Origin of the sequence: Actinoplanes rectilineatus (genome assembly GCF_000962825.1) — a bacterium.
Taxonomy (GTDB): domain Bacteria; phylum Actinomycetota; class Actinomycetes; order Mycobacteriales; family Micromonosporaceae; genus Actinoplanes; species Actinoplanes rectilineatus.
In genome coordinates, this window is the sequence record NZ_JZKF01000037.1 from 24,624 (window position 1) to 49,775 (window position 25,152).

Here is a 25,152-nt window from a genome sequence, read left to right on the forward strand (position 1 = left end):
AACCTAGCCGCTGGTCAGAGAACCGGGCGGGGATCCGGCCGCAGACGTTCCACCTCGGCGACCGCGTCGGCCCGTTCCCGGTGCACGACGTCGACGAGCGGCTCACCCCGCCGGTCCAGCGCACCCCACGCCCCCGCCGGGTCGGCGATGAGGAACGCCGACGGGTGGAGCACGATCGCCGCATGTGCCGGCGGCACGACGACCTCACCGGTCCGGGTCAGGATCCCGTACCGCCCACCCGCGTCGATCACGGCCAGGCCCTCGTCGCTGAACCCGTCCAGCTCCCCGCCGACGTACAGCTCGGTGGCGAAACCCTGGTACTGCGGCGGCAGCGCGATCCGGGCGTGCCGGTCGATCGCCCCCCACAGCCCGCCCTGCCGGATCAGCGCCATCCCACGACGGAACGGCAGCGCATCCTCGAAGTCGCCCGGCACGACCGTCCGGTTCTGCCGGTCGATGGCGAACCAGCCGCCCTCGTCCTGCCGGCTGACCCACGCCATGCCCTCCGCGAACCGGCCCACCGCCAGGTAACCCGCGGACGCCGGGATCACCGTCTCGCCGGCTGTGTCGATCAGCTCCCAGGCGGGCGAATCCGGGCGGCGCACCCAGGCCACACCCTCGGCGAACATCTGGGCCTGGGTGTACTGCGGTTCCACCGCGGCGGCGTACCCCCAGAGACCGGTGCCCTCGTCGGGCAGCAACATCGGCGCCGCGGGCAGGCCGAGCAGCTCGTCCCGGGTCCGCGGATACGGGCCCCAACCGCCGTCCGCGGTCCGCCGCGCGATCACGTCGAGCGCCAGCTCGATCCGTTCCACCAGCTCCGGGTCGTCACTCGGGCGCAGGTTCATGGCACGCTCGAAGTGGTTCACCGCCTCCAGGAAGCGCCCCTGCTCGAACGCCGACCGCCCGGCCAGCTCCCGGATCTCGGCCCGCACCCGGGCCGGCAACTCGTCGGCGTCGGCCTGCGCGAAGAGCCGGTCCGCCTCGTCGAACTCGCCCCGCCACTGCAGGACGTGCGCCAGCCGCGCCTGAGCGATGGCCACCGGCCGCAGCTCACCGCTGGCCTCGGCGTGCCGCAGCGCCTCCCGGCCGTCCGCGAGCGCATCGTCGAGTTCACCGAGCACCCGGGACACGACGGCCCGCAGGCTGAGCAGCCCGGCCCGCACGTTGTCCCGCTCGGCGAACTCCAGCCGGTCGGTGATCCGGTCGACGAGATCCCACAGCCGGTCGGTGTCCTCGACCTGCTCCCGCAGCGTCTGCGGATCGAACGTCCACGGATACGACGCGAGGATCTCCTCCGGGTCGGCCCGCCTGCGGTCGCCGCCGGCCCGCTGATCACGCCGCTGCCGCACCGGCCCGGTGGGCAGCTCACGCTTCTTCGGGGGTACGTCCGGAGCACCCGTACCGCCATCACCCGCGGTGTCCCGGCTCCCCGCATCGTCCTGGCTCTCCGGGCCCGCCGAATCCCGGTCCGGGGTCGCCTGTTCCGGGGTTTCCGCGGGGGTGTCGTCCTCGGAGGCAGATTCCGGCTCCACGTCCGATTCCGCCGCTGAGGTCTCCGGTTCCGTGTCCCCAGGTTCTGTGGTCTCGGGCACGGTGGTCTCGGGCACAGTGGGCGCGGGCAGGGCACTGACCGGCGCCGACAGTCCGAAGTCGGCGACGATGATCTCGTCGTCAGCCTCCTCGGCCTCGGGGCTGGCGTGCCGGGGCGCGCTGACCGGCCGAACCGGCAGCTCCTGAACCATCGGTTCAGGCCGGACGTCCTCCACCAGGGAATGCCGGGACTCGGCAGGCTCCGGGGCGTGCTGCGGCAGTCCACTGACCGGCGCGACCAGGTCATGCCGGGTGGTAACGACCGAGAAGCCTCGGTCCTCGTCCTCGGTTGCGTGCTCGGCGGCGAGAAGGGTGTCCTCCTGCGTGCCGACCGGGATCTCGTCGACCGCTTCCGCAGCATCGGAGAGCGAGTAGACGATCTCCAGCCCGGAAGGCTCCTCCACCGGTCCCGGAGTCTCCTCCGGCTCGGCGGCGGGGTTCACGTCCGTGCCGTCGGCAGGCAGAGCGCTGACCGGCACGAGCGGAAGTCTCAACTCGATCCGAGGCAGCGGCTCAGCAAGCGCCTCCGGCTCCGGCTCCGGCTCCGGCTCCGGCTCCGGCTCCGCAAGCCTTTCCGGCTCAGCGGGAGTCGCCGGTTCCGAGAGGGTTACCGGGTCGGCAGGGCCCACCGACTCGGTGTAGGTCTCCCGCTCGGCATGTGTCTCGTGCTCAGCAGGAGTCGGCAGCTCAGGCTCGACCAGGTCCAGCTCGACCTGCTCCAGCTCGACCTGGTCCGGCCCGGTCAGCTCCGGCTCGGTCAGCTGCGGCCCGGCAGGTTCCGGACTGCCGACGCTCGCCTCATCGAATGCCGAGCCGTGCGGGTTGTCCGTGGTCTCCTCGAACAGTGCCCGCGAAGTCTCCTCCACGTCGGCTGTATCCGGGGCGCCGGCGGTATCCGACGCGCTGACGGTATCCGAGTGGACGAAGCCCGCACCGAGGATGTCCGAGACGGCTGTTCCCGTGCCGTCGGCGTCTGTGTCGCCGGCACCGGTATCCGCCTGGGCCATGTCCGCGGTGATGGGCTCCGCGCTGACGGCGTCGGCGTCGGCAGTCTCCGGGAGGTCGGCAGTCTCCGGGAAGGTGGTGTCCCCGTCGGTGGGGTCGGCGTCATCGTCGGCGGCCGGCCGGAACCAGCCCAGCGGACGACTCGCCGGGTCCACCGGCTCGGCGGCCGGGGTTTCCGGGTCGGCCGGATCAGTATCGGACACGGCGGTGGTGGCGCCGAGCCCGCTCTGGGAGAGCAGCCAACCCAGGCCGCCGGAGCCGGAAGCCTCGGGTTCGGGCATGGCGAACGGCTCCGGGGTGCCCGGGACAGCCGGGGCGGACACCGGAGAGGCGGCCGACTGCGGAGCGGCCGCCGAGTCAGGGGCGGCCGGCGGAGCGGGGGTGACCGGCGGGACGGGGGTGACCGGCGGGACGGCTTCGTCCGGACGGTTCGGATTCGCGGCGGGTGCGAAGGCGGGTGGCACCGGGAACGCCCGGGGCTCCACCGGTTGGCCGCCCCGCGACACGACATTGCCGCTGAGGTCTTCCGCGCGTGGCCGCTGTGGCAGTTCGCCGCTTGGGTCTCCTGCGTGGCGTGGGCGCTGCGGGAGGCCACCGCCGAGGTCCGCGGGGCGGTCGTGGCGGGGTGCCACGGGCTTCTGCGGTGCGGTGCGGTTCGGGTCGATCGCCCGAGTGCCTTCGCCCACGCCCGCCGGGCCGGAGACCGGCTGCGCGCTGGAGACCGGCTGCGTGCCGGAGACCGGCTGCGCGCCGGGTGCGCCGGTAGCCGGACGCACGGGCACGCCCGGAGCCGACTGGCCCCCGGCGAAGCCCTGGACGGGCTGACCGGGCATTCCCGACGCCGGGTAGACCCCGGGTGTCCCGGAGACCGGCTGCGATCCCGCGAAGCCCGAGACCTGCTGCGGCCCGGCGGTGCCGGAGACCGGGTGGACACCAGCGGTGCCGGATACCGGGTGGACGCCCGCTACGCCGGAGACCGGTTGGACACCGGGGACGCCGGATACCGGGTGGACGCCTGCCACGCCGGAGACCGGCTGGACACCGGCCACGCCGGAGACCGGCTGGACACCGGCCACGCCGGAGACCGGCTGGACACCGGCCACGCCGGAGACGGGGCGAACGCCGGCGACGCCGGACACCGGGCGAGCGGTGGGGGCACCGGAGACCGGGTGGGGGCCGGGCATGCCGGAGGTCTGCTGCGGGCCGGCCACGCCCGACACCGGTGTGGTCGCGGCGGACGGGGTGAAGCCGGGCGGAAGCTGCCCAGGCGGCACCTGACCGGACGGCATGTGACCGGGTGGCACCTGACCGGGCGGAAGCTGGCCAGGGGTGTAGGCGGTGGGTGCCGTCTGCGACTGCGGAGTGACCCGGGTCGGCTGCGGGGCCGGGCGCGACGGGGCCGGAGAGTTCCGGTCCTGGGGCGCCGGGCGCAGGTCGAAGGGCTGCTCCGGAGCACGGTAGGGGCGGCGCTCGTCGACGGGACGGCGCTCATCCGCGTAGGCGGGGAAAGCATCGGCGGGCGCCGGACGGGCACTGCCGTAGCCGCCGGGGCCGCTGACGCCGCCCTGGCCACCGGCATCGGCGGGGCCGCCGTATGCGCCGGGGCCGCTGGTGCCCGCGGGTGACGTCGGAGTGCCGGCCGGACGGCCCGAGTCGCGGCGGGGGAGCGGCTGCCCCTGAGCCTGGCGGAAGCCCTGCTCACCGGGGTAGCTCTGCTCCGTGGCATAACCCTGGCCGGCCGGACCCGGCTGACCGTAGGGCTGCTGACCGGCCTGGCCGTAAGCCTGCTGACCAGCCGGACCAGGCTGTCCCGGCTGACCGTGGGACGGCTGCCCCTGCGAGGGCTGACCGTAGGCGGTCGGGCCCTGCGGCGGCATGGGTCCGGGCGGCCCGTACTGCGAGCGCCCCTGCTGCGGACCCCGCGGCCCCTGAGCACCTTGCGGTCCCTGGGGACCCTGGGGACCCTGCGGACTCTGGGGGCCTTGCGGACCCTGCGGACCCGGCCGGCCCTGGGCCGCCTGGGACGAGACCGGGCGGTTCGCGTACCCCTGAGGAGGCTGCATCGGACCGCGCGCCCAAGCCTGATCACCAGGCTGTGGCGGACGGCCGGAACGGCCCGGGGAGACCGGCGCGGACGCCGGCGGACGGCCCGGAACCGGACGATTCTCACCCGGACGGGGGGTGTGCTGCTGGGACTCGTCAGGTGCCGGACGGCCGTAGACCGGGCGGCGCTGCTGGTCCATCGCGGCGGCCGGACGGTTCCAGGACGGCTCGTCGCGGGGCGGCTGAGCGCCCTCCGGCCAGGACGGCGTGGGCACCGGAGCGCCACCCACCGTGGCACGCCCGCGGCCGCGGCCGTCACCGGGTGCGGAGCTGACCGGTGCGGCGCTCACCGGGGAGGCGCTGACCGGGAACGAACTGACGGGGGAGGCGCTGACCGGCGACGAACTGACCGGGTCCGTGCTGCCCCGGGAGGCCTCGTAGACGGGCGTGTGCACGGCTTTGCGGCGGCCCGGGTCACCCGGGTAGCGCTGACCGGGGAGCGGCTCCCATTCCCAGGTGATCTCATACACCCAGGCGGGCTCGTCCTCCCACTCGGCGCCGGGCCGTGAGCTCCAACCGTTCATCGGGCGCCCAGCGGCAGTTGGCAACGCTCCGTCACGGCGAACTCCACCTTGTCCAAAAATCATGCCGCGGTCGGCCGGGGACCCGGGTAGAGTCGCCCGGCTCCACTGCAGGGGTTTCGAAAGGAGATTAGCGGCGTGGTCCCCGGAGGCGCCAGCGTGCCGACGATCTCTCGAATCGGGCCGTTCCGCGGCTCAACCACTACTTTCGGTGCACTGATCGGGTCGGGTTTCCGGCGGTACGCGACCTACCGGCAAGCCACCATAGCCGGAACGTTCACCAACACGGTGTTCGGCTTCCTGCGCTGTTACGTGTTGCTCGCCGTGGCGGCGTCCACCGCGGGTGGTCAACCGGGCGGATACGACGCGCGGCAGCTGGCGACATACGTCTGGGTGGGGCAGGGGTTGCTCAGTGTGATCGGGATCTGGGGGTGGACCGAGCTCGCCGACCGGATCCGCAGCGGTGACATCGCGGCCGACCTGTTACGTCCGGTGTCGCCCTTGGTGGCATATCTCGCCGCTGACCTGGGCCGGGCGCTGTACGCCATGCTCACCCGGTTCGGTCCGCCGCTGGTCGCCGGGGCGATCTTCTTTCCGTTGCACACTCCGGTCCGCTGGCAGACGGTGCCGCTGTTCGCGATCTCCGCCGTGCTGGCCGTCACCATCTGCTTCGGGTGTCGTTATCTGGTCAACGCGACCGCTTACTGGTTGCAGGACGCGCGGGGCCCGATCACGTTCTGGACGCTGTGTTCCGGGGTGTTGGGCGGGCTCTACTTCCCGCTGCGCCTGCTGCCGGAGGAGTTCACGGTGGCGCTCTGGGTGGCGACGCCGCTGCCCAGCCTGCTGCAGACCCCGCTCGACGTGATCAGCGAGCGGGACGGTCCGGCGTTGCAGGCCGGGCTGGTCGCGCTGCAGGTGGTGTGGGCGGTGGTCACGCTCGGGCTGGCGGCGTGGGTGCAGCGGCGGGCCGAGCGCCGTCTGGTGGTGCAGGGTGGGTGAGCTGCGGGCGTACGCGGCATTGGCCGGCGCGCAGGCCCGGTCGGCGGCGACGTACCGATGGTCGTTCGTGACCGAGATGCTCGCCAACATGGGTGGCACGGTGTTCGACGCGCTGGCGGTGCTGGTGCTGTTCCGGGCCACGCCGACGGTGGGGGGTTTCAGTCTGCGTGAGGCGGTGCTGATCGTCGGGCTGAGCTCGGCCGGGTTCGCGCTCGCGGACTTCTCGGTGGGCAACGTCGACCGGTTGAAGACGTATGTGCGGGCCGGCACGCTGGACGCGGTGCTGGTCCGGCCGCTGGCGGCGCTGCCTCAGCTGCTGTTGATGGACATCCCGCTCCGCAAGGCGCTGCGGGTGGTGCTCGGGTTCACCCTGCTGGGCGGCGCCGTGGTGATCAACGACGTGGCGTGGACGCCGGCCCGGGTGCTGCTGGTGGTGCTCGCCCCGATCGCGGCGGCGGTCTTCTTCTCCTCGATCTTCGTGTCGAGTGCGAGCCTGGCGTTCTGGTGGGTGGACTCGGGGGAGATCGGCAGCGCGTTCACCTATGGCGGGCGGGACTTCACGGCCTATCCGATCACTGTTTTCGGTGACACGTTCCGGGGGCTTTTCGCGTACGCCCTCGGTTTCGCCTTCGTCGCTTATCAGCCGGCGCTGGCGCTTCTCGGCCGGACCGATCCGCTGGGCCTGCCGCCCTGGTCCGGTTTCCTGTCTCCGCTGGTCGCCGGGGTCGCGGCGGTCCTCGCCGCGGTCGTCTGGCGTGCCGGCATCCGACACTACCGGAGCACCGGGTCATGATTGTGATGCGCGATCTGCGCAAGGATTTCACCGTACGGGTGAAAGCGGGCCGGCTGCGGAGGCACAAACGGACGGTGTCCGCGGTCGGCGGTATCACGCTCGGCATCGAGCGGGGTGAGATGGTCGGCTACATCGGACCGAACGGGGCCGGCAAGTCGACCACTCTCAAGATGCTGACCGGGGTGTTGACCCCGTCCAGCGGCGAGGTGTCGGTGTGCGGCCTGGCCCCGGTGCCGCAGCGCACCCGGCTGGCCCTGCGCATCGGTGTCGTTTTCGGACAGCGTTCGCAGCTCTGGTGGGATCTGCCACTGCGCGAGTCGTTCGCGCTGCTGCGGCATGTCTACCGGGTGCCGGCCGCCGAGCACGAGGCCCGCCTGCGGCGCTGCCGTGCCCTGCTCGACTTGGACGAGTTCCTGGACACCCCGGTCCGGCAGTTGTCCCTGGGGCAGCGGATGCGCGGTGAGCTGACCGCGGCCCTGCTGCACGGGCCCGAGGTGCTGTTCCTGGACGAGCCGACGATCGGCCTGGACGTGGTGAGCAAGCAGGCGGTCCGGTCGTTCCTCGCCGAGTTGGGCGCCGGTGGTGACGTGACGCTGGTGCTGACCACGCACGACCTGGCCGACATCGAGCGGCTCTGCCGCCGGCTGGTGGTGATCGACCACGGCCGGGTGGTGCACGACGGCACGATCGAGGCGTTGCATGCCCGGTACGGTTCCCGCCGCAGCCTGGTCGCCGACCTGGTGGACCCGCTGCCGGAGGGTTTCGCGCTGCCGGGCGCGGCAATCACGGCCACCGAGGCGGACCGGCACCGGGTGACGTTCGCGCTGGAGGGGGCCACCGCGGGCGCGGCGGTGGCGGGGCTGGTCGCCGCGGTCGGGGTGCGTGATCTGTCGCTGCTCGAACCAGACATCGAGGACGTGGTGGCCCGGCTCTACGCCACCCCGGACCCTAGCGATGCTCCATGATCAGGACGGCCCAGGAGCCGGGGGCCAGAGCCTCGTAGCGGTGCGGCACGTCGCCGGGGAACGTCACGTAGTCGCCCGCCCCCAGCTCGACGGTCTCGCCGACCGGGCCGGTGCGGATCCGCCCGGCGGCGACCACGATGTGTTCCACGCTGTCCGGGATGTGGGCGGCGGCTTCGCGGGGTTCGCCCGGTTCCAGCTCCATCACGTAGATGTCGCGCCGGGTGTGCGGGGCGCCGGTGGCGAGCAGTGCGGCGGTGAATTCGGCCTGGTCGGCCCGCAGCCGGGTGCCCTCGCCGGCGCGGACCACCCGGACCGGGGACACGGGCGGTTCGACGAGGCGGCTGAACGGGACGCCGAGGGCCACGCCGAGCGCCCACAGCGTCTCGATGCTGGGGTTGCCGGTGCCCGACTCGAGCTGGGACAGCGTCGACTTGGCCAGTCCGGCGCGCCGGGACAGTTCGGCCAGGGAGATTCCGGCGCGGTCACGCTCCCGGCGTAGCGCGGCGGCTATCGCGGCGAGTGGCGGCGCCGGATCGTGCATGTTCGCTCCATCGGTCGAGTTGTTCGGTTTGACGAACGCCGCTGCCTGCGTTCAGCATGGCGAACATGAGTACGTTATATCGAACGCTGCGCGATCTGGGCGCCCTGGCCGCGGCGATGGTCGCGGTCGGCGCCTCGTTCGGCGCCATCACGATTGCGTACGGGCTACCGACCTGGACGCCGTTCGCCATGTCGACGCTGGTCTTCGCCGGCGGCGCCCAGTTCCTGGCGGCCGGGCTGCTGGCCGCCGGCAACCCGGTGGCCGCGGTGCTCGCCGGGCTCCTGCTCAACGCGCGGCACCTACCGTTCGGCCTGGCAGTCGCGCAGACCCTGGGCACCCGATGGCGGGACCGCCTGATCGGCAGCCACCTGATGACCGACGAGGCAGTCGCGTTCGCCCTGGCCGAGCCCGATCCGGTACGCCGCCGCCGGATCTACTGGACCGTCGGGATCCTGCTCTTCATCAGCTGGAACACCGGTACCGCCCTGGGCGTGCTGCTCGGCGGCGCCACCGGCGACCCGGACGCGCTCGGGCTGGACGCGGCGTTCCCGGCGGCGCTGATCGCCCTGATCCTGCCGTCGCTGCGGGACCGGGACACCCGCCTGGTCGCGCTCACCGGTGGGACGGTGGCCGTGCTGCTCACCCCGGTGCTGCCGGCCGGCCTGCCGGTGCTGTGCGCCCTGCTCGGCCTGCTCGTCCTGCTCCGCCCGGCCCGCCGCTCGGACGGTCCCGGCGCCGCCCTTCCGCCCCGCGGTTCGGACGGTGCCGACGCCGCCCTTCCGCCCCGCGGTTCGGACGGTCCCGGCGCCGCCCGCCCGCCCCGTGATTCGGATGGCTTGCCGGACGGTGCCGAGACTGTCCGCCCGCCTCGCCCCCTGGACGGTTCGCCGGATGGTTGCGGTGCTGTCGGTCCGGCCCGCCGCTCGGACGGTGCCGAGACTGTCCGCCCGACGGCCCGGGAGGCCTGATGCTGCTCGTTGCGATCCTCGTCCTGGCGGCCGGGACCTACACGATCCGGTTGAGCGGTGTACTGCTGCGCGACCGCCTGGAACTCTCCGAACCCGTGCAGCGGCTGCTCCCGATGGCGGCCGCCGCGCTGCTGGCAGCCCTGGCCGGGACCGCGGCACTGATGGCCGGCAGCGAGTTCGCCGGGTTCGCCCGTCCGGCCGGCGTCCTGGTCGGCGCGCTCCTCGCCTGGCGCAAGGCCCCGTTCGTCATCGTCGTGGTGGCCGCCGCCGCGGTAGCCGCCCTGCTCCGCCTAGCCGGCCTCCCCTAATCGCGTCGTCGGTAGTCCTACCCGTGACCCGAGGCTGGACGGCTTCGCCGGCGCATCCTGAGCCCGCCGGGGTCACGGAAGGCGCTCCTGAACGGAGGCTCAACATCCAGGCCACGCCGTTACGGCAGCCGCCCCGGCCCGGCTGGCCCTCACCGCTGTCCTACCCGTGCCGTTACAGCGCTGAACGCTAGCCCTGTCTTTCGCACATGCCGCATAGCCGCTGGTCAGACCGCATGCAAGATCCAGCACTTCAAGTAATCAGCGCAGGTCAGACGGGGTCATGTGCGAAGTCCGGGGCTAGCCGGACTTGCCGGGCCGAGCGCCTCGCCAGCGCTTCCCGTGTCCGCCGGGGCTACGGGAGATACCTCTGACCAAGGGCTGAGCCGACGCCCTCGAACGGCCACCCCCGAACGGCTACCCCGAACGGCCGATCTTGGTGCGTTAGCCCCCGCCCGCGATGGTCAGCGCACCAAGATCGGCCGTCCTGTGGTTTGCCGTCCCGCGATCGGCTCTCCGTGATTGGCCGTCCCGTGATCGGCTGCCTGCGATCTGCTGACCTGCGATCGACTGTCGCGCGCACGACCGCCCGCGATTAGGTGCCCCGTGATTGGCCGATCTTGGTGCGTTAACCCCCGCCCGCGGTGGTCAGCGCACCAAGATCGGCCGTCCTGTGGTCTGCCGCCCCGCGAACGGCTGCCCGTGATCGGTTGCCCTGCGATCGGCTGATCTTGGTGCGTTAGCGTCCGCCCGCGGTGGTCAGCGCACCAAGATCGCGGCGAGACGCGGCGAGGGGAGGCGTGCGCTACGCGGGGAGGCGGGACGCGGCGCGGCGCAGTGCGGGGAGGTGCAAGGTGGGGTGGAGAGGCGCGCGGGGTAGTGCGGGGTAGTGCGGGGCGGGGCAGCGTGGGGCGGGCGGGGAGGTGTGGGTGGGGTGGAAACGGCTGTGGTGACCGGTGGCGTTGTGGACGCCACGGTCACCACAGGGAGAAGTGCAGGTCAGATGGTGGAGCCCAGGTCGACCTTCGGCTTGGGGATGCGCATCCGGCGGAACGTCAGCCCGCGCATCACGCCGTAGAACTGCAGGCCGCCCACCCGCTGCGTGGTCTGCGGGAAACGCTCCTTGACCAGCTTCTTGATGCGCAACGCGATGAAGACGCTGTCGATCACCACGGCCAGGGCCATCACGGCCCAGATGGCGGTGCTCGCATACTGCACCGTCGGGTTGGGCACCGACGAGCCGATCAGCACGACCACCGCGCCACCGATGAACCACGAGCCGACCGTGCGGCGCGAGTCGACGATGTCGCGGACCAGGGAACGCTCCGGCCCCCGGTCGCGGGCGAGCAGGTAGCGCTCGTCGCCGTTGCGCATGCCCTCGTTGGCCTCGGCCCGCTCCGCACGCTGCCGGTCGCGCAGTTGCTTGTAGGCCTCTTTGCGGTTGGACGGCGCGGGATCCTGGATCCGGCGGCCCTGGGGCACCCGTTTCGGCGTGGCCACACCCAGCTCTTTCTTGCTGGGGGTGTAGGCCCGGGGGCGGGACGCGACGGAATCCTCCTGCGTTACCGAGGAGGTGGCGTCGGCGACGAGGTCGTCTGGCTTGCGGCGAAACAACGGGGACACGCCAGAAGCGTAGCCAAACGGCGCGGTGTGCAGCACACCGCGCCGTTGATCGTGACTAAAGCGCAGCTCAGAGACGCTCGACGTGAGCGCCCAAAGCGGCCAGCTTGGCCTCGAAGTCCTCGTAACCCCGGTCGATCAGGTTGACGCCGTACACCCGCGAGGTGCCCTCGGCGGCCAGCGCCGCGATCAGGTGTGCGAAGCCGGCCCGCAGGTCCGGGATGACCAGGTCGGCCGCGTGCAGCTTGGACGGGCCGGCGATCACCGCGGAGTGCATGAAGTTGCGGCGGCCGAACCGGCACGGGGTGCCACCGAGGCAGTCCCGGTAGGTCTGGATCGTCGCGCCCATCGAGTTGAGCGCCTCGGTGTAGCCGAGCCGCTGCTCGTACACCGTCTCGTGCATGATCGACAGGCCGCGGGCCTGGGTCAGCGCGACCACCAGGGGCTGCTGCCAGTCGGTCATGAAGCCGGGGTGCACGTCGGTCTCCAGCGCCACGGCGTTCAGCTCGCCGCCCGGGTGCCAGAACTTGATGCCGCCCTCGGCACCGGAGACGCCGTCGCGGGCCACCCGGTCGTCGGTGATCTTCAGTTCGCCGCCGATGGACCGGAAGACGTTCAGGAACGTCATCATGTCGGCCTGGCGGGCGCCGACCACCTCGATCTCGCCACGGGTGGCGAGCGCGGCGGCGGCCCAGCTGGCGGCCTCGATCCGGTCCGGGATCGGCTTGTGCTCGTAGCCGTAGAGCCGCGGCACACCCTGGATCTCGATGACCCGGTCGGTGTGCACGGTGATGATGGCGCCCATCTTCTGCAGGATGCAGATCAGGTCCATGATCTCCGGCTCGATGGCCGCGTTGCGCAGCTCGGTGACGCCCTCGGCACGGACCGCCGTGAGCAGCACCTGCTCGGTGGCGCCGACGCTCGGGTAGGGCAGTTCCAGCTTGGCGCCGCGCAGACCGTCGGGGGCACTCAGGTGCATGCCCTCCGGGGTCTTCTCGACGTGGGCGCCGAACTCGCGCAGCGCCTGGATGTGGAAGTCGATCGGGCGCGGCCCGATGTGACATCCGCCCAGGTCAGGGATGAAAGCGTGGCCCAGGCGGTGAAGCAGGGGCCCACAGAGCAGGATCGGGATCCGACTGGACCCCGCGTGGACGTTGATCTCGTCGGTGCTGGCGCTCTCCACATTCGTGGGGTCCATGACCAGCTCGCCGGCCTCCACGCCGTCGCTGACCTTGACGCCGTGGAGTTCCAGCAGGCCACGCACGACCTCGACGTCGCGGATCCGCGGCACGTCGAAGAGGCGGCTCGGCGACTCACCCAGCAGGGCGGCCACCATCGCCTTGGAGACGAGATTCTTGGCGCCACGGACCCGGATCTGTCCTTGCAGCGGCGTACCGCCGTGCACGATCAGGACATCGTCGGTCAACGTAACCTCCAGCCGGCGGGCGTTCGGGCGCCCGGTGATCGAGGGGGCAGGAACTCGAGCGGGGGTACCCGTTCCTGCAACCGGGGAAGCATAGCGCTGAGTGACAAATGCGCCAGTCGAAGCGGCGTGCGAAACGCCGCCGAATGCCGCGGACTGCGCAGCTTCCCCGGGGCCACCGCAAAGGTGGATTCAAGCGACTACCGACAGTTACGGCAGTGCGAGCATCTGGTCCAGAGCCACGCGTGCTTCGTGCGCGGTGGTGGGGTCGACGGTGATCTGGTTCGGCACCCGTCCGGCCACCAGTTCCTCGAGCGCCCACACCAGGTGCGGCAAGTCGATCCGGTTCATGGTGGAGCAGTAACAGACCGCCCGGTCGAGGAACATGATCTCTTTGTCGGGGTGGGCCAGGGCCATCCGGCGTACGAGATTGAGCTCGGTGCCGACGGCCCATGCCGAACCGGCCGGGGCGGCGTCGAGGGCCTTGATGATGTATTCGGTCGAGCCCACGTAGTCGGCCGCCCGGACCACGTCGTGGCGGCACTCCGGGTGCACCAGGACGTTGACGCCGGGCACCCGCTCGCGGACCTCCCGGACGCTGTCCAGGGTGAACCGGCCGTGCACCGAGCAGTGCCCGCGCCAGAGGATCATCTTGGCGTCCCGGAGCTGCTGGTCGGTCAGGCCACCGTGCGGCTTGTGCGGGTCGTAGAGGACACAGTCGTCCAGCTCGAAGCCCATCTCCAGGACCGCGGTGTTGCGACCCAGGTGCTGGTCGGGCAGGAAGAAGACCTTGGAGCCCTGCTCGAACGACCAGTCCAGCGCGCGCTTGGCGTTGGAGGAGGTGCAGACCACGCCGGAGTTGCGGCCGACGAAGCCCTTGATGTCGGCGGAGGAGTTCATGTACGTGACCGGGACGATCTGGTCGGTGATGCCCAGATCCTGGAAGTGTTCCCAGGCCGTCTCCACCTGACCCAGAACGGCCATGTCGGCCATCGAGCAGCCGGCCGCCAGGTCCGGCAGGATCACCTTCTGCTCGGGAGTGGTCAGGATGTCCGCGCTCTCGGCCATGAAGTGCACACCGCAGAAGACGATGAACTCCGCGTCCGGGCGGGCCGCCGCCTGCTGGGCGAGCTTGAACGAGTCGCCGGTGACATCGGCGAACTGGATGACCTCGTCACGCTGGTAGTGGTGGCCGAGCACGAAGACCCGGTCGCCCAGGGCCTCCTTCGCCGCCTTGGCGCGCTCGACGAGACCGGGGTCACTCGGTGCGGGAAGATCACCGGGGCAGTCCACGCCACGCTCGCTCGCCGGGTCGGTGCCACGTCCGAGCAGCAGGAGGGCCACGGGGGTGTTGTCAGGTTCGGTCCAGATCGACGTCACGTCGTCATCGTTGCACAGGGGATGAGACGGTAGCTGCGCCCCGGAGGGTGGGCTGACACACTCGCGGGGTGCGCGTACTGATCTGTCCGGACAAGTTCGCCGGCACCCTCTCCGCCCCCGCCGTCGCCCAGGCCGTCGCCGAGGGCTGGTCCACCGACGGCGACGTCCTCGTGCAGCGGCCGCTCGCCGACGGCGGCCCCGGTTTCGTCGAGGTCCTCGCCGCCGCCCTGAACGGCCGGCGCATCCCGGTCGCCACCGTCGACCCGCTGGGCCGCCCGGCCCGGGGCGAGATCCTGCACGTGGGGCACACCGCCTACGTGGAGAGCGCCCAGGCCTGCGGTCTGCACCTGCTCACGCCGGAGGAACGTGACCCCCGGGTGACGACCTCGTACGGCCTCGGCCTGCTGATCGCCGCCGCGGTGGAGACCGGCGCCGCCGAGATCGTGGTCGGACTGGGCGGTTCGGCGACCAACGACGCGGGCGCCGGGATGCTGGCCGCGCTCGGCGCCGCCCCCGTCGACGTGGCCGGGTACGCGCTGCCCTACGGCGGCGGCCCGCTGATCACCGCGGCCGCCCTGTCGGGGATCCCCCAGTTGCGGCAGGCCCGCCTGGTCGCCGCCACGGACGTGGACAACCCGCTGGTGGGCCTGCACGGCGCGAGCAGCGTGTTCGGACCGCAGAAGGGCGCCTCGCGGGAGGACGTGCTGCGCCTCGACGCCGCCCTCGAGCACTTCTCCGGCGTACTCGAGAAGGCCTTTGATCTCGAAGGTCTCGCGGCGGCTCCCGGCGGCGGTGCGGCGGGTGGCATCGGGGCCGCCCTGATCGCCCTCGGTGGCCGGGTCACCTCCGGGATCGCCCTGGTCACCACGCTGATCGGCCTGGACGCGGAGTTGGACGCCGCCGATCTGGTGATCACCGGTGAGGGCTCCTTCGACCACCAGTCGCTGCGCGGGAAGGTGGTCGCCGGGATCGCCGCCGGCGCCCGCGACCGGGGCCTGCCGTGCGTGGTGCTGGCGGGGCGCAACGAGACCGGTGCGCGGGAAGCGGCGGCGGCCGGTGTGACCGAAACCCATACCCTCGTCGAGCACTTCGGCTCCACCGAGACCGCGCTCGCCGAGCCCGCACGTGGCCTGCGTGAACTCTCCGCACGCCTGGCAGGTCAGTGGCGGCGGTGATCTGTGTTCCCCCGGATTGGGAATCAGGGGGGATGGGGTTAGCGTTGGCCAGTACGGCACATGTCCGCACTTGGCAGGGAGATACCTAGTGACCACTGAAGCGCACACCGAGTCGACCGAGGCGACCGCCGCCCCGACCGGCGTCCTCCTGACCGACGTCGCCGCGGTGAAGGTCAAGGCCCTGATCGAGCAGGAAGGGCGCGACGACCTGCGCCTGCGCATCGCCGTGCAGCCGGGTGGCTGCTCCGGGCTGCGCTACCAGCTCTTCTTCGACGAGCGTTCGCTCGACGGGGACGTCGTGAGCGACTTCGACGGTGTCGAGGTCGTCGTCGACCGGATGAGCGCGCCGTACCTGGCGGGCGCCACCATCGACTTCGCGGACCGCATCGACGCTCAGGGCTTCACGATCGACAACCCGAACGCGCAGAACTCCTGCGCCTGTGGTGACTCGTTCCACTGAGCCGCAGCCCAGTGAAAGCAGCCCGGTGAGAACCGGGCCGTGACCGAAGAACAGGCCGTCCCGTTAACGGGACGGCCTGTTCCGGTTTACGGGCCGGTAGTCTCATCTCGTAACGCCCCCTGTTCCCGATCCCCTGAGGGCCGACATGAAGATCGCCGTCACCGGCTCGATCGCCACCGATCACCTGATGCACTTCCCCGGCAGGTTCGCCGACCAGCTCATCGCCGACCAGCTGCACAAGGTCTCGCTCTCCTTCCTGGTCGACGACCTGGTGGTACGCCGCGGCGGGGTCGCCCCGAACATCGCCTTCGGGATGGGCAAGCTGGGTCTGCGGCCGATCCTGGTGGGCGCCGTCGGCGTCGACTTCGCCGACTACCGTTCCTGGCTCGAGCGGCACGGGGTGGACTGCGACTCGGTGCACATCAGCGACGTGGCGCACACCGCCCGGTTCGTCTGCACCACCGACGAGGACCTCAACCAGATCGCCTCGTTCTACGCCGGCGCGATGTCCGAGGCCCGCAACATCGAGCTGGCCCCCGTGGTCGAGCGCTCCGGCGGCATCGACCTGGTGCTGATCGGCGCGAACGACCCGGCCGCGATGATCCGGCACTCCGAGGAGTGCCGCACCCGCGGGTTCGCGTTCGCCGCCGACCCGTCGCAGCAGCTCGCCCGGATGGACGGCTCGGACGTGATCCGCCTGATCCGCGGCGCCGACTACCTGCTCACCAACGAGTACGAGCGGTCCCTGCTGGAGACCAAGGCCGGCCTGACCTCCGAGCAGGTCCTGGACGAGGTCAAGATCCGGGTCACCACGCTCGGCAAGGACGGCGTGGAGATCACCGGCCGGGGGATCGAGCGGATCCACGTGCCGGTGGTGCCGGACGTCACCGCCACCGACCCGACCGGCGTCGGCGACGGGTTCCGGGCCGGTTTCTTCTCGGCCGTCTCCTGGGGCCTCGGTCTGGAGCGGGCCGCCCAGGTCGGCTCGCTGGTCGCCGCCCTGGTGCTGGAGACGGTCGGCACCCAGGAGTACGACGTCAGGATCACCGACTTCCTGAAGCGTTTCGGTGTGGCGTACGGCGAGGCGGCCGTCGCCGAGATCACCCCGTTCCTCCCCGCGGTCTGACCGGCGATGGTCCTCGCGGTCTTCGCCGGGCTCCCCGGAGTCGGCAAGAGCACCCTGGCCGCCGCGGTCGGCGCTGAGCTGCCCGCGGTGGTGCTGGCCGTCGACACGGTCGACTTCACGCTGCAACGGCACGGGGTGCAGGAGACCCGTCCGGGCCACGCCGCCTACGCGGTGGTGGCCGCGCTGGCCGAGGAACAACTCAAGATCGGTCACAGCGTGATCATCGACGCGGTGAACCCGGTCAAGGCGGCCCGTGAGGTGTGGGCCGAGCTGGCCGAGCGGCTCAAGGTGCCGCTGCGCGTGGTCGAGGTGGTCTGCGGCGACGACGCCGAGCACCGCCGCCGGGTCGAGGCCCGGTTCGCGGTCCGCGACCACGACGGGGTGCCGGACTGGGTGCGGGTGCTGGAGCGCCAGGCGGAGTACGAGCCCTATCCGGGCCCGCGCCTGGTCGTCGACACGTTCCTGGCGAAGGAACCGGTCCCGCAGATCGTCGCGTACCTCAGCTGATCCGGCGCACGTCGAAGGCCCGGCCGTCGCCGGCGACGAACTCCTGGCCCTTCATGCGGCACCAGGCGGGGATGTCGTTGGCCGCGGCCGGGTCGTCGGCGAGGACCCGGACCATCTCGCCGACCGGCACCCCCGGGATCGCCCGGGCCAGCCGGATCACCGGCAGCGGGCACTTCTGGCCGAGACAGTCCAGCGTGATCACATGCCCACCTCGGCCCGGATCCCGGCGACCAGGCCGGGCAGCACGGCCAGGAACCGGTCCACGTCGGCGCCGGTGACCCCGGAGTGCAGCGACACCCGCACGTTGCCGTGGCTGAGCACCCCCATCGCCTCCAGCACGTGACTCGGCCGCAGCGTCGAGGACGTGCACGACGAGCCGGACGAGACCGCGAAGCCGTGCCGGTCCAGGGCGTGCAGCAGCGCCTCACCGTCCACGTAGAGGCAGCTGAAGGTCACCAGGTGCGGCAGCCGGTCCACCGGATCCCCGACGATCTCCACGTCCGGGACGGTCGCCGCCACCCGGTCGCGGATCCGGTCCACCAGCGCACTCAGCCGGGCGTTCTCCGACTGGCCGGAATCGGTCACGGCGCGCAGGGACGCGGCGGCCGCCACGATCGACGGCAGATTCGGGGCCCCCGCCGGCCGGGGGCGATAAAGATCATCCTGTGGCTGCGGCGAGACCCAGCGCACACCCTTGCGCACCACCAGCACCCCGACACCCGGCGGGCCGCCCCACTTGTGCGCGCTCGCGCTCAGCAGCGACCAGCCGTCCGGGACCGGGACACGGCCCACCGACTGGGCGGCGTCCACGAACAGGGGTACCCCGGACTCCGCACAGTATGCCGCCGCCGCGGCGACCGGTTGCACGGAGCCGACCTCGTGACTGGCACTGATCAGCGAAGCCAGGGCCACACCGGACGCGGACACCGCCCGTTCCCAGGCGTCCAGGTCGAGACGGCCGGTCCGGTCCACACCCACCTCATGCGCCTCAACCGTGCGCGCGGCGTGCAGGACAGCCGAGTGCTCGATCGCCGAATGCACCAGTGAGCTGCCCGAACGCCGCCGTCCGGCCAGTCCGCCCAGGACGGCCGCCTGCGCGGCGGCCGTGCCGGACGGCCAGAAGGAGACCTCGTCCGGGCGTACCCTCAGGATCTGCGCGACCACCGCGGTGGCCGCCTCGTGCAGCTGCTGGGCCCGCCGCCCGGCCGCGTAGAGACGTGTGGGGTCCGCCCATCCGTCGGCCAGAGACGCGAGCATCGCCTCCCGGGCCACCGGATGCAGCGGCGCAGCGGTGGCGGCGTCGAGGTACACCGCCGCCCCGGCCGGATCGCCTGTGTAATCCACACAGGGAACGGTATCGTCCGGTTGTCTGGACTTGATTTTTCCGGTCCGCACGGCCCCCGGTGGCGGGCCGTCCGGGCCTGGTCGAGTAGTGTGCGACCGTCGGTGAGCCTTGCCGCCAGGTGTCCGATTCTCGGCAGGGCGGCGCTGCTAAGGAGGCAGAAGCAGGTGGGCGCAAGGAGTTCGGCCACACGGCCGCGGGCAGTTGGCCGGGCGGCCGGGCTGGGTCTCGGCGGTGCGACGCTGTTGATGCTGCTCTCGGGCTGCTCGATAGAGGACTGGGGTAGTGCGTTCGGCCATTTCGGTTGGCCGAGCAACGGCATCACCCTGCAGGCGCACGAAATGTACGACCTCTGGATCGCATCGGTGATCGCCGCTCTCGTCGTCGGTTTCGGCGTGTGGGGCTTGATCTTCTGGTGTGTCATCCGGTATCGCAAGCGTGGCGAAGAGCTGCCCGTGCAGACCCGGTTCAACATGCCGATGGAGATCCTCTACACGGTCACGCCGGTCCTGATCGTCTCGGTGCTCTTCTACTACACCGCGATCGTGCAGACCAACGTGGACAAGCTGTCGAAGAACCCCGACCAGGTCGTCGAGGTCGTGGCCTTCAAGTGGAACTGGCAGTTCAACTACCGCGACGGCATGGGCGAGGAGGCGAACACGGTCGCGTCGACCGTCGGCTCGTCGGACGTCATCCCGATCCTGGTGCTGCCGGTCGGTCAGAAGATCCGCTTCGAGGAGACCAGCAAGGACGTCATCCACTCCTTCTGGGTCCCGGAGATGCTGTTCAAGCGGGACGTCTTCCCGGGCAGCGTGCGGAACGTCTTCGAGGTGACCCTCGACAAGGAGGGCCGCTACGTCGGCCGGTGCGCGGAGCTCTGCGGCACCTACCACGCCTTCATGAACTTCGAGCTGGTCACGGTCACGCCGCAGGAGTTCGACACGTTCCTGGACGCCAAGAAGGACGGCAAGACCACGCAGGAGGCGCTCACCGCCATCGGCGAGGAGCCCTACGCGACCACCACGTCGCCCTTCAACACCCGTCGCCAGGCGCACTCCTGGAACCAGTCCGAGAACGTAGCCGCAGGGAAGTAGGACCGACGTGAGGACCGAATACAAGATCTTCGCCGGCGTCGCCGTCTTCCTCTTCGGCGCCGCGGCCGTCTACGGCTTCTACACCGCCTACTCCGGCAACGCCTCCGGCAGCGAAGGCGACGGTTTCCAGGGCGGCGTCGAGTGGGTCGGCACCGTTGCCCTGATCCTTTCCGCACTGCTCTGCTCGATGTGCGGCGGGTTCTTCTGGTTCGTCGCCCGGCGCATCGACCTGCGCCCGGAGGACCGTGAGGACGGCGAGATCGCCGAGGGCGCCGGTGAGCTGGGCTTCTTCAGCCCGGGCAGCTACTGGCCGTTCGGTATCGCCCTGTCGGCGGCGATCGCCGGTCTGGGACTGGTGTTCTGGATGTGGTGGCTGCTGGCCTTCGGCCTCGTCCTCGTGATCTTCACGTCCTGCGCGATGATCTTCGAGTACTACACCGGAACCCGCCCGGCCGAACACTGAGTCATTCGGAGACAGGCCCGCACCCTCACCGGGGTGCGGGCCTTCTTTGTCTTGTACGCACAAAGCCCGGTCCCGTCGTGCCACCACCCCCGGGCCCGGCCATGATCCGTCGGCAGCTCCAGCCGTGCTGTGCCGTGCTGTGCCGTGCCGTGCCGTGTCATGCCGTGTCGTGCTGTTCCGTGCCGCGCCGAGGGCTGCTGCCGAAGGGTGCTTGGGCTGTACTTCCGGCTCCGACGTGCGTGATCACCCAGTGCCGCTTAGCTTAAGTTGATCAAAGCTGTGACCAGGTAACTATGTGGTCCCCTTCGCCGTGGCGATCCTCGGCGGTCGGCGGTCGGCGGTCGGCGGTCGGCGGTCGGCGATCGGTGGTCAGTGGTCGGCGGTCGGCGTTGGCGGTGGCGGCGGTGGCGGCGGTCGCATCAGCGCGGCTCAGCCGTTTGTCGCAGTGCGGGGTCACGTCCAAGGTCAACTTTGGCTGGGTGGCATGGTGCGATTGCCGGCCGTCGCTCACGGTTGTTTTCGGCTCGCGGATGGACCGCAGCTGACGGCTGGGTTGGTTGAGCCGTCGGTTGCGGTTGTTCGGGAGGGTGGGAGTCAGCCGTCGGTGACGGCTCAGGGTGTCCAGCCGTCGTCCGTGGTTGTTTTCGGCGCGTGGGTGGGCCGTAGTTGACGGCTGGGTTGGTTGAGCCGTCGGTTGCGGTTGTTCGGGAGGGTGGAGTCAGCCGTCGGTGACGGCTCGGGGCATCCGGCCGTCGTCCGTGGTTGTTTTCGGCTCGGGGATGGACCATGGCCTACGGCCGGGATGCCCTACAGCCGGGATGCCCTACGGCCGGGATGGCCGGAACGCCACTCGACCCCTTCCGATCTCGGCGGCGACTCGGGGGAGGCCGTGAGTGGCTGAACGGTGGCTACGTACGAGGCGACCGGGGGCGGCGCCCGGCAGACGTGATCGCGGCCGCGGCAGAGTCGACGGTCACATTCATGATCAACGTGCGCTGAGTGGCATCGCGTGGTCACCGCTCGCCGGCGGTCGGACCGCCGGTTCAGCGGTTCCGGAGGCGGTGGCGCCGCCCGCCGGCCGTGCGGGGGCCCGGCCCGTGATCACGGCCTGCGGGCGACCGGTTCTGCACGGTCACCGGGCTTTGCGCGTACACCGGAAAAGGCGGGAGGGGCGCTCTCAGGCCGCCCGGCGCTGGTGTGGGGCGACGCGACCGGGCGGACCCGGCTGCGGCCAGAAGTGGACGACGATCGGCGCGACCACCTCGGCGGCGCCGCAGCGTGTGCAGACCAGTTCGGGGCACTCGTCGTGGCCGTCCTCGCACGGCGGCACCTCGAAGAGCATGTCGCCGTCGCAGATGACGCAGCGGAGTTCACGTTCGTGCACGGGTGTCTCCTTCGCCGGAAGGTGGAATTACCCGAATGTCATTCAGACGGTGTCATGTGAAACGGGCAAACTGGGGCATTGAGTCCGGCGTGTCAGGCGGTTTTTCGTCACTCGCCGGAGAGAACCGTCAGAGGGCTCTCACTCCGCGGCTTTGGCAGCCTGAGCAGCGGTCACCCAGCGGGCCAGCAGCTCGGTCGCGGCACCCGAGTCGACCGTCTCCGCGGCCCGGTTGATCCCGGCCCGCAGGCAGTCGCGGAAATCACCGGGGAAACCACTCTGCGCGGCCAGTGCCGCCGCCGCGTTGAGCAGCACGGCGTCCCGGACCGGGCCCTGCTCGCCGGCGAACGTGCGGTGCGCCACGTCGGCGTTGAACGCCACGTCACCGCCCCGCAGATCGGCCGGCCGGCTGCGGGGCAGACCCAGCTCCACCGCGTCGACCAGCATCTCCTCCACCTTGCCGTCGCGGGCCAGCCAGATCCGGGTGGGCGCCGCGGTGGTGAACTCGTCCAGGCCGTCCTCACCACGCATGACCAGCGCCGCGTCGCCACGCCGGGCGAACACCTCGGCCATCACCGGGGCCATCCGCGGGTCGAAGCAGCCGACCGCGGCCGAGGTGGGCCGGGCCGGGTTGGTCAGCGGGCCGAGCACGTTGAAGAACGTCGGCACGCCCAGCTCCCGGCGGGTGACCGCGGCGTGCCGCATGCCCGGGTGGTAGCGGGCCGCGAAACAGAAGCCGATCCCCGCGTCGCGGACCGTGGCGGCCACCCCGGCCGGGCCCAGGTCGAGCGGGATGCCGAAGTTCTCCAGCAGGTCGGCGGTGCCGGTGGTGGAGGACGCCGACCGGTTGCCGTGCTTGACCACGGTCACCCCGGCGGCGGCCGTGACGATCGCCGCCATGGTCGAGATGTTGACCGTGTTGGCCCGGTCGCCACCGGTGCCCACCACGTCGACCGCCCGGGTCCGCACCGTCTCGTCGAGGGTCACCGGCGTGGCGTTGGCCAGCATCGCCTCGACCAGGCCGGCCAGTTCGCCGGGCGTCTCGCCCTTGGCGCGCAGGGCGATGGCGAACCCGGCGATCTGGGCCGGAGTGGCGTTGCCGGCCATGATCTCGCCCATGGCCCAGGAGGTGTCCGCGGTCGCGAGCTCCTCGCCGCGCAGCAGGGAACTCGTCAGATTGGGCCAGGTGCGTGCGCCCATGTCGGGTCCTCCGTCGAGGGGTGCAGAGTGGGTCAGGGGGTGGTGCCGATGGTGCCCAGCGGGATGGCACCGGCCCGGCGGCCGCGGAGCAGGCCGGCCACGGTCTGACCGGTGGTGACCGGGTCGAGCGGGGCCAGCAGGGTCGCGTCGGCCTGCGAGTAGGCCGCGAGCCAGCGATCGGCGGCCCGGGCGATGACGACGCAGGTGGGCGGGGGGTCGCGGTACTCGTCCTTGGTCTGACGGGCGATGCCGAGCCCACCGGCGGGCGTGGCCTCGCCGTCCAGCACCATCAGGTCGATCTCGTAGTCGTCGAGCAACCGCCGGCACTCCTCCCAGGAGGACGCGTCGGCGAACTCGACCTGGAGGTCGGCGGCCGGTCGCGGGCCGATCGCGAGCCGGATCCGGTCGCGCACGGCGGCGTCGTCGCTGTAGAGGAGAACGGTGTAGTCGCTCATCTGTGCCCCACCTCACGTCGTAGGTCCCGCCGATCGTACCGAATCCGTTATCCGGCGTCGGTCTCCGGTCGTGCCGCCACGTCGGGATTCGTGATCGTGCCGGCGGTGCTGCGGGCCTGTTCGGCCTCGGCCCGGTCCAGAGCCCGGTCGATCCGTTTCGCCTCGCGCTCCGATTGACGGACCCACTGGACCACCAGGATGCCGAGCATCGTGACGCTGACGATCTCGCCGCCGGCCCACAGGATGCCGCCCGCCGCGACCTGGTCGGCGGCCGGATCGTGCCAGCTCAGGCCCAGGTTCGGGTACCAGTCGCCGCCCAGCAGTTCCCGGCTCTGCATGATCGTCAGACCGAGCACGGTGTGGAACGGGACGGAGAGCACCATCAGCAGCGCCCGGCCCGGGTACGGCCAGCGGTTCGGCAGCGGATCGAGGCCGAGCAGCGGCCAGAAGAACAGGCAGCCGGTCACGATGAAGTGGAAGTGGACGAACTCGTGCAGCACCGGGTGCTCGAGGGTCTGCCGGTAGAGGCCGGTGAAGTACAGCGCGAACGGATTCGCGATGAACAGGCCGAACGCGACCAGCGGGTGGGTCAGGGTCCGGACGTACCGGCTGTGGACGACGGCCAGCAGCGCCTTGCGAGGTCCGGCCGACAGCGTCCGCAGCGCCAGAGTGGTCGGTGCGCCCAGGGCCAGGAAGATCGGGCCCACCATGGACAGCACCATGTGCTGGACCATGTGCACCGAGATCAGGGTGGTGTCGTACGCCTCGATGCCGGTCACCGTCACCGCGGCCAGCGAGCCGAGTCCACCCGCGACGAACGCCACGGTGCGTCCCGGGGGCCAGTGGTCGCCCCGTTCGCGCAACCGGTGAACGCCGTACAGATACAGCGCTGCCGAGACCACCAGACCCAGCGCGATCAGGCTCGTCAGGTTCCAACGGGTGAAGATCGCCGCCGCGGTGAACGGTGGGAGACCAGTGTCCCCCACGGCGGCCACAAGTGAGGGCAATTCGGGAAGCTGCACCCCTCGAGGCTAGGCCTACCCCCTGGTCACGGATTATTCCGGGCCGCCCACGGGGCCGGATTGGGGACCCCGGGGGACCTTGGACCTATCTCGGATGAATAATGAGGCCGTGACAGCGGCAGCCATCGACAAGAGCCGGATCCACTCGCTGACCCGACCCAACATGGTCAGCGTCGGGACCATCGTGTGGCTCTCCAGCGAGCTCATGTTCTTCGCGGCGTTGTTCGCGATGTACTTCTCCATTCGCGCGGCGGCGCCCGAGCAGTGGGAGAAGCACACCGAGGTGCTCAACCTCCCGTACGCGACCACCTTCACGGTGATCTTGGTGCTTTCCTCGGTCACCTGCCAGTTGGGTGTCTTCGCGGCGGAGAAGGGCGACGTGTTCGCGCTCCGGCGTTGGTTCACCGTCACCTTCGTGATGGGCCTGATCTTCGTGCTCGGCCAGGCGAACGAGTACCGCACTCTGATCCATGAGGGTGTGAAGCTCAACGGTGACGGGTACGGATCGATGTTCTACCTGACCACCGGCTTCCACGGCCTGCACGTGACCGGTGGCCTCATCGCGTTCATCGTCTACATGATCCGCACGACCATGGGCCGGTTCACCCCGGCGCAGGCGACGTCAGCGATCGTCGTGTCGTACTACTGGCACTTCGTGGACGTCGTGTGGATCGCGCTGTTCGCCATCATCTACTGGCTGCAGTGACGCCG

General features: G+C 71.1%; 24 protein-coding genes. 13 read left to right on the plus strand and 11 right to left on the minus strand.

Translation table 11 applies throughout. From position 1 onward, the window contains the following. Nucleotides 1–14: 14 nt before the first annotated feature. Nucleotides 15–4,475: a WG repeat-containing protein gene (locus WH85_RS47395; RefSeq protein WP_157411212.1), complete on the minus strand. Its 4,461-nt coding sequence runs from the start codon at nucleotides 4,473–4,475 to the stop codon at nucleotides 15–17. A 457-nt stretch (nucleotides 4,476–4,932) separates the two neighbouring features. Between WH85_RS47395 and WH85_RS50695 the strand changes: the two genes are divergently transcribed. The 4 genes from WH85_RS50695 (at nucleotide 4,933) to WH85_RS25680 (ending at nucleotide 7,979) form a co-directional block, all read left to right on the plus strand. Beyond that, nucleotides 4,933–5,082 carry a hypothetical protein gene (locus WH85_RS50695; protein WP_157411213.1) on the plus strand — a complete coding sequence of 50 codons (150 nt, stop codon included), beginning with the start codon at nucleotides 4,933–4,935 and terminating at the stop codon, nucleotides 5,080–5,082. Between the two features lie 299 nt (nucleotides 5,083–5,381). Next, on the plus strand, nucleotides 5,382–6,221 hold the full coding sequence (locus WH85_RS25670) for an ABC transporter permease (protein ID WP_157411214.1): 840 nt from the start codon (nucleotides 5,382–5,384) through the stop codon (nucleotides 6,219–6,221). After that, complete coding sequence (locus WH85_RS25675; RefSeq protein WP_045744567.1) at nucleotides 6,214–7,014, plus strand: ABC transporter permease; 801 nt, start codon at nucleotides 6,214–6,216, stop codon at nucleotides 7,012–7,014. Before WH85_RS25670 ends, WH85_RS25675 begins: the two co-directional genes overlap by 8 nt. Continuing rightward, the gene (locus tag WH85_RS25680) at nucleotides 7,011–7,979 is read left to right on the plus strand and encodes an ABC transporter ATP-binding protein (RefSeq protein ID WP_045744568.1); all 969 of its coding nucleotides are present in this window, start codon (nucleotides 7,011–7,013) and stop codon (nucleotides 7,977–7,979) included. The genes WH85_RS25675 and WH85_RS25680 overlap by 4 nt, the downstream gene beginning before the upstream one ends. Here the strand turns inward: WH85_RS25680 and WH85_RS25685 are convergent. Then, complete coding sequence (locus tag WH85_RS25685) at nucleotides 7,963–8,520, minus strand: helix-turn-helix domain-containing protein (protein ID WP_045744569.1); 558 nt, start codon at nucleotides 8,518–8,520, stop codon at nucleotides 7,963–7,965. The genes WH85_RS25680 and WH85_RS25685 overlap by 17 nt on opposite strands. A 65-nt stretch (nucleotides 8,521–8,585) precedes the next feature. On the opposite strand from WH85_RS25685, the gene WH85_RS25690 reads away from it, so the two are divergent. Together WH85_RS25690 and WH85_RS25695 are read left to right on the plus strand one after the other, a co-directional pair. Then, entirely contained in the window at nucleotides 8,586–9,488 is a 903-nt protein-coding gene (locus WH85_RS25690; RefSeq protein ID WP_245674089.1) for an AzlC family ABC transporter permease, read from the plus strand. Further along, the gene (locus WH85_RS25695; protein WP_045744570.1) at nucleotides 9,488–9,796 is read left to right on the plus strand and encodes an AzlD domain-containing protein; all 309 of its coding nucleotides are present in this window, start codon (nucleotides 9,488–9,490) and stop codon (nucleotides 9,794–9,796) included. Before WH85_RS25690 ends, WH85_RS25695 begins: the two co-directional genes overlap by 1 nt. 996 nt (nucleotides 9,797–10,792) lie before the next feature. Here the strand turns inward: WH85_RS25695 and WH85_RS25700 are convergent. From WH85_RS25700 to nadA, 3 genes are all read right to left on the minus strand, one after another. Beyond that, nucleotides 10,793–11,416, minus strand: a complete 624-nt coding sequence (locus WH85_RS25700; RefSeq protein WP_045744616.1) for a DUF3043 domain-containing protein — start codon at nucleotides 11,414–11,416, stop codon at nucleotides 10,793–10,795. Nucleotides 11,417–11,483: 67 nt separating this feature from the next. Further along, nucleotides 11,484–12,878, minus strand: coding sequence for a UDP-N-acetylglucosamine 1-carboxyvinyltransferase (murA, locus tag WH85_RS25705; RefSeq protein WP_245674091.1), 1,395 nt, complete (start codon nucleotides 12,876–12,878; stop codon nucleotides 11,484–11,486). Nucleotides 12,879–13,046: 168 nt separating this feature from the next. Next, a complete protein-coding gene (gene nadA / locus WH85_RS25710; protein WP_045744572.1) occupies nucleotides 13,047–14,216 on the minus strand; it encodes a quinolinate synthase NadA in 1,170 nt (389 codons plus the stop codon). 68 nt (nucleotides 14,217–14,284) lie between these two features. Between nadA and WH85_RS25715 the strand changes: the two genes are divergently transcribed. The 4 genes from WH85_RS25715 (at nucleotide 14,285) to WH85_RS25730 (ending at nucleotide 17,484) form a co-directional block, all read left to right on the plus strand. Next, on the plus strand, nucleotides 14,285–15,391 hold the full coding sequence (locus WH85_RS25715) for a glycerate kinase family protein (protein WP_045744573.1): 1,107 nt from the start codon (nucleotides 14,285–14,287) through the stop codon (nucleotides 15,389–15,391). An 88-nt stretch (nucleotides 15,392–15,479) separates the two neighbouring features. Then, nucleotides 15,480–15,851, plus strand: coding sequence for an iron-sulfur cluster insertion protein ErpA (gene erpA, locus WH85_RS25720; protein WP_045744574.1), 372 nt, complete (start codon nucleotides 15,480–15,482; stop codon nucleotides 15,849–15,851). Between the two features lie 145 nt (nucleotides 15,852–15,996). Next, entirely contained in the window at nucleotides 15,997–16,977 is a 981-nt protein-coding gene (locus tag WH85_RS25725; RefSeq protein ID WP_045744575.1) for a carbohydrate kinase family protein, read from the plus strand. Nucleotides 16,978–16,983: 6 nt separating this feature from the next. After that, a complete protein-coding gene (locus tag WH85_RS25730; protein WP_045744576.1) occupies nucleotides 16,984–17,484 on the plus strand; it encodes a P-loop nucleotide/nucleoside kinase family protein in 501 nt (166 codons plus the stop codon). Here WH85_RS25730 and WH85_RS25735 read toward each other — a convergent pair. Together WH85_RS25735 and WH85_RS25740 are read right to left on the minus strand one after the other, a co-directional pair. Beyond that, entirely contained in the window at nucleotides 17,477–17,686 is a 210-nt protein-coding gene (locus tag WH85_RS25735) for a sulfurtransferase TusA family protein (protein WP_045744577.1), read from the minus strand. The two genes, WH85_RS25730 and WH85_RS25735, sit on opposite strands and share 8 nt — an antisense overlap. After that, on the minus strand, nucleotides 17,683–18,828 hold the full coding sequence (locus tag WH85_RS25740; protein WP_045744578.1) for a cysteine desulfurase family protein: 1,146 nt from the start codon (nucleotides 18,826–18,828) through the stop codon (nucleotides 17,683–17,685). Before WH85_RS25740 ends, WH85_RS25735 begins: the two co-directional genes overlap by 4 nt. Before the next feature lie 246 nt (nucleotides 18,829–19,074). Between WH85_RS25740 and ctaC the strand changes: the two genes are divergently transcribed. Continuing rightward, complete coding sequence (ctaC, locus tag WH85_RS25745; protein ID WP_083449258.1) at nucleotides 19,075–19,920, plus strand: aa3-type cytochrome oxidase subunit II; 846 nt, start codon at nucleotides 19,075–19,077, stop codon at nucleotides 19,918–19,920. A gap of 7 nt (nucleotides 19,921–19,927) precedes the next feature. Further along, nucleotides 19,928–20,383, plus strand: a complete 456-nt coding sequence (locus tag WH85_RS25750; protein ID WP_045744579.1) for a cytochrome c oxidase subunit 4 — start codon at nucleotides 19,928–19,930, stop codon at nucleotides 20,381–20,383. 1,177 nt (nucleotides 20,384–21,560) lie between these two features. Here WH85_RS25750 and WH85_RS25755 read toward each other — a convergent pair. The 4 genes from WH85_RS25755 to WH85_RS25770 all read right to left on the minus strand — a co-directional run bounded on the left by WH85_RS25755 (nucleotide 21,561) and on the right by WH85_RS25770 (nucleotide 24,441). Further along, nucleotides 21,561–21,767 (minus strand): hypothetical protein, encoded by a 207-nt coding sequence (locus tag WH85_RS25755; RefSeq protein WP_045744580.1) that lies wholly within the window; start codon nucleotides 21,765–21,767, stop codon nucleotides 21,561–21,563. Between the two features lie 138 nt (nucleotides 21,768–21,905). Then, nucleotides 21,906–22,964 (minus strand): anthranilate phosphoribosyltransferase, encoded by a 1,059-nt coding sequence (trpD, locus tag WH85_RS25760; RefSeq protein ID WP_045744581.1) that lies wholly within the window; start codon nucleotides 22,962–22,964, stop codon nucleotides 21,906–21,908. A 32-nt stretch (nucleotides 22,965–22,996) separates the two neighbouring features. Next, the gene (locus WH85_RS25765; RefSeq protein ID WP_045744582.1) at nucleotides 22,997–23,419 is read right to left on the minus strand and encodes a response regulator; all 423 of its coding nucleotides are present in this window, start codon (nucleotides 23,417–23,419) and stop codon (nucleotides 22,997–22,999) included. Between the two features lie 47 nt (nucleotides 23,420–23,466). Continuing rightward, nucleotides 23,467–24,441 carry a cytochrome c oxidase assembly protein gene (locus WH85_RS25770; protein WP_045744583.1) on the minus strand — a complete coding sequence of 325 codons (975 nt, stop codon included), beginning with the start codon at nucleotides 24,439–24,441 and terminating at the stop codon, nucleotides 23,467–23,469. A gap of 109 nt (nucleotides 24,442–24,550) precedes the next feature. On the opposite strand from WH85_RS25770, the gene ctaE reads away from it, so the two are divergent. Then, the gene (gene ctaE, locus WH85_RS25775; protein ID WP_045744584.1) at nucleotides 24,551–25,147 is read left to right on the plus strand and encodes an aa3-type cytochrome oxidase subunit III; all 597 of its coding nucleotides are present in this window, start codon (nucleotides 24,551–24,553) and stop codon (nucleotides 25,145–25,147) included. Nucleotides 25,148–25,152: the final 5 nt, after the last annotated feature.

What these genes read in the sequence shown, in the direction of transcription:
- ctaC (WP_083449258.1), top strand. Translation starts at nt 19,075, where the DNA reads ATGCTGCTCTCGGGCTGCTCGATAGAGGACTGGGGTAGTGCGTTCGGC.
- WH85_RS25725 (WP_045744575.1), top strand. Translation starts at nt 15,997, where the DNA reads ATGAAGATCGCCGTCACCGGCTCGATCGCCACCGATCACCTGATGCAC.
- WH85_RS47395 (WP_157411212.1), bottom strand. Translation starts at nt 4,475, where the DNA reads ATGCCGCCGCAGGGCCCGACCGCCTACGGTCAGCCCTCGCAGGGGCAG.
- WH85_RS25765 (WP_045744582.1), bottom strand. Translation starts at nt 23,419, where the DNA reads ATGAGCGACTACACCGTTCTCCTCTACAGCGACGACGCCGCCGTGCGC.
- WH85_RS25730 (WP_045744576.1), top strand. Translation starts at nt 16,984, where the DNA reads ATGGTCCTCGCGGTCTTCGCCGGGCTCCCCGGAGTCGGCAAGAGCACC.
- WH85_RS25695 (WP_045744570.1), top strand. Translation starts at nt 9,488, where the DNA reads ATGCTGCTCGTTGCGATCCTCGTCCTGGCGGCCGGGACCTACACGATC.
- WH85_RS25680 (WP_045744568.1), top strand. Translation starts at nt 7,011, where the DNA reads ATGATTGTGATGCGCGATCTGCGCAAGGATTTCACCGTACGGGTGAAA.
- trpD (WP_045744581.1), bottom strand. Translation starts at nt 22,964, where the DNA reads ATGGGCGCACGCACCTGGCCCAATCTGACGAGTTCCCTGCTGCGCGGC.
- WH85_RS25690 (WP_245674089.1), top strand. Translation starts at nt 8,586, where the DNA reads ATGAGTACGTTATATCGAACGCTGCGCGATCTGGGCGCCCTGGCCGCG.
- WH85_RS25685 (WP_045744569.1), bottom strand. Translation starts at nt 8,520, where the DNA reads ATGCACGATCCGGCGCCGCCACTCGCCGCGATAGCCGCCGCGCTACGC.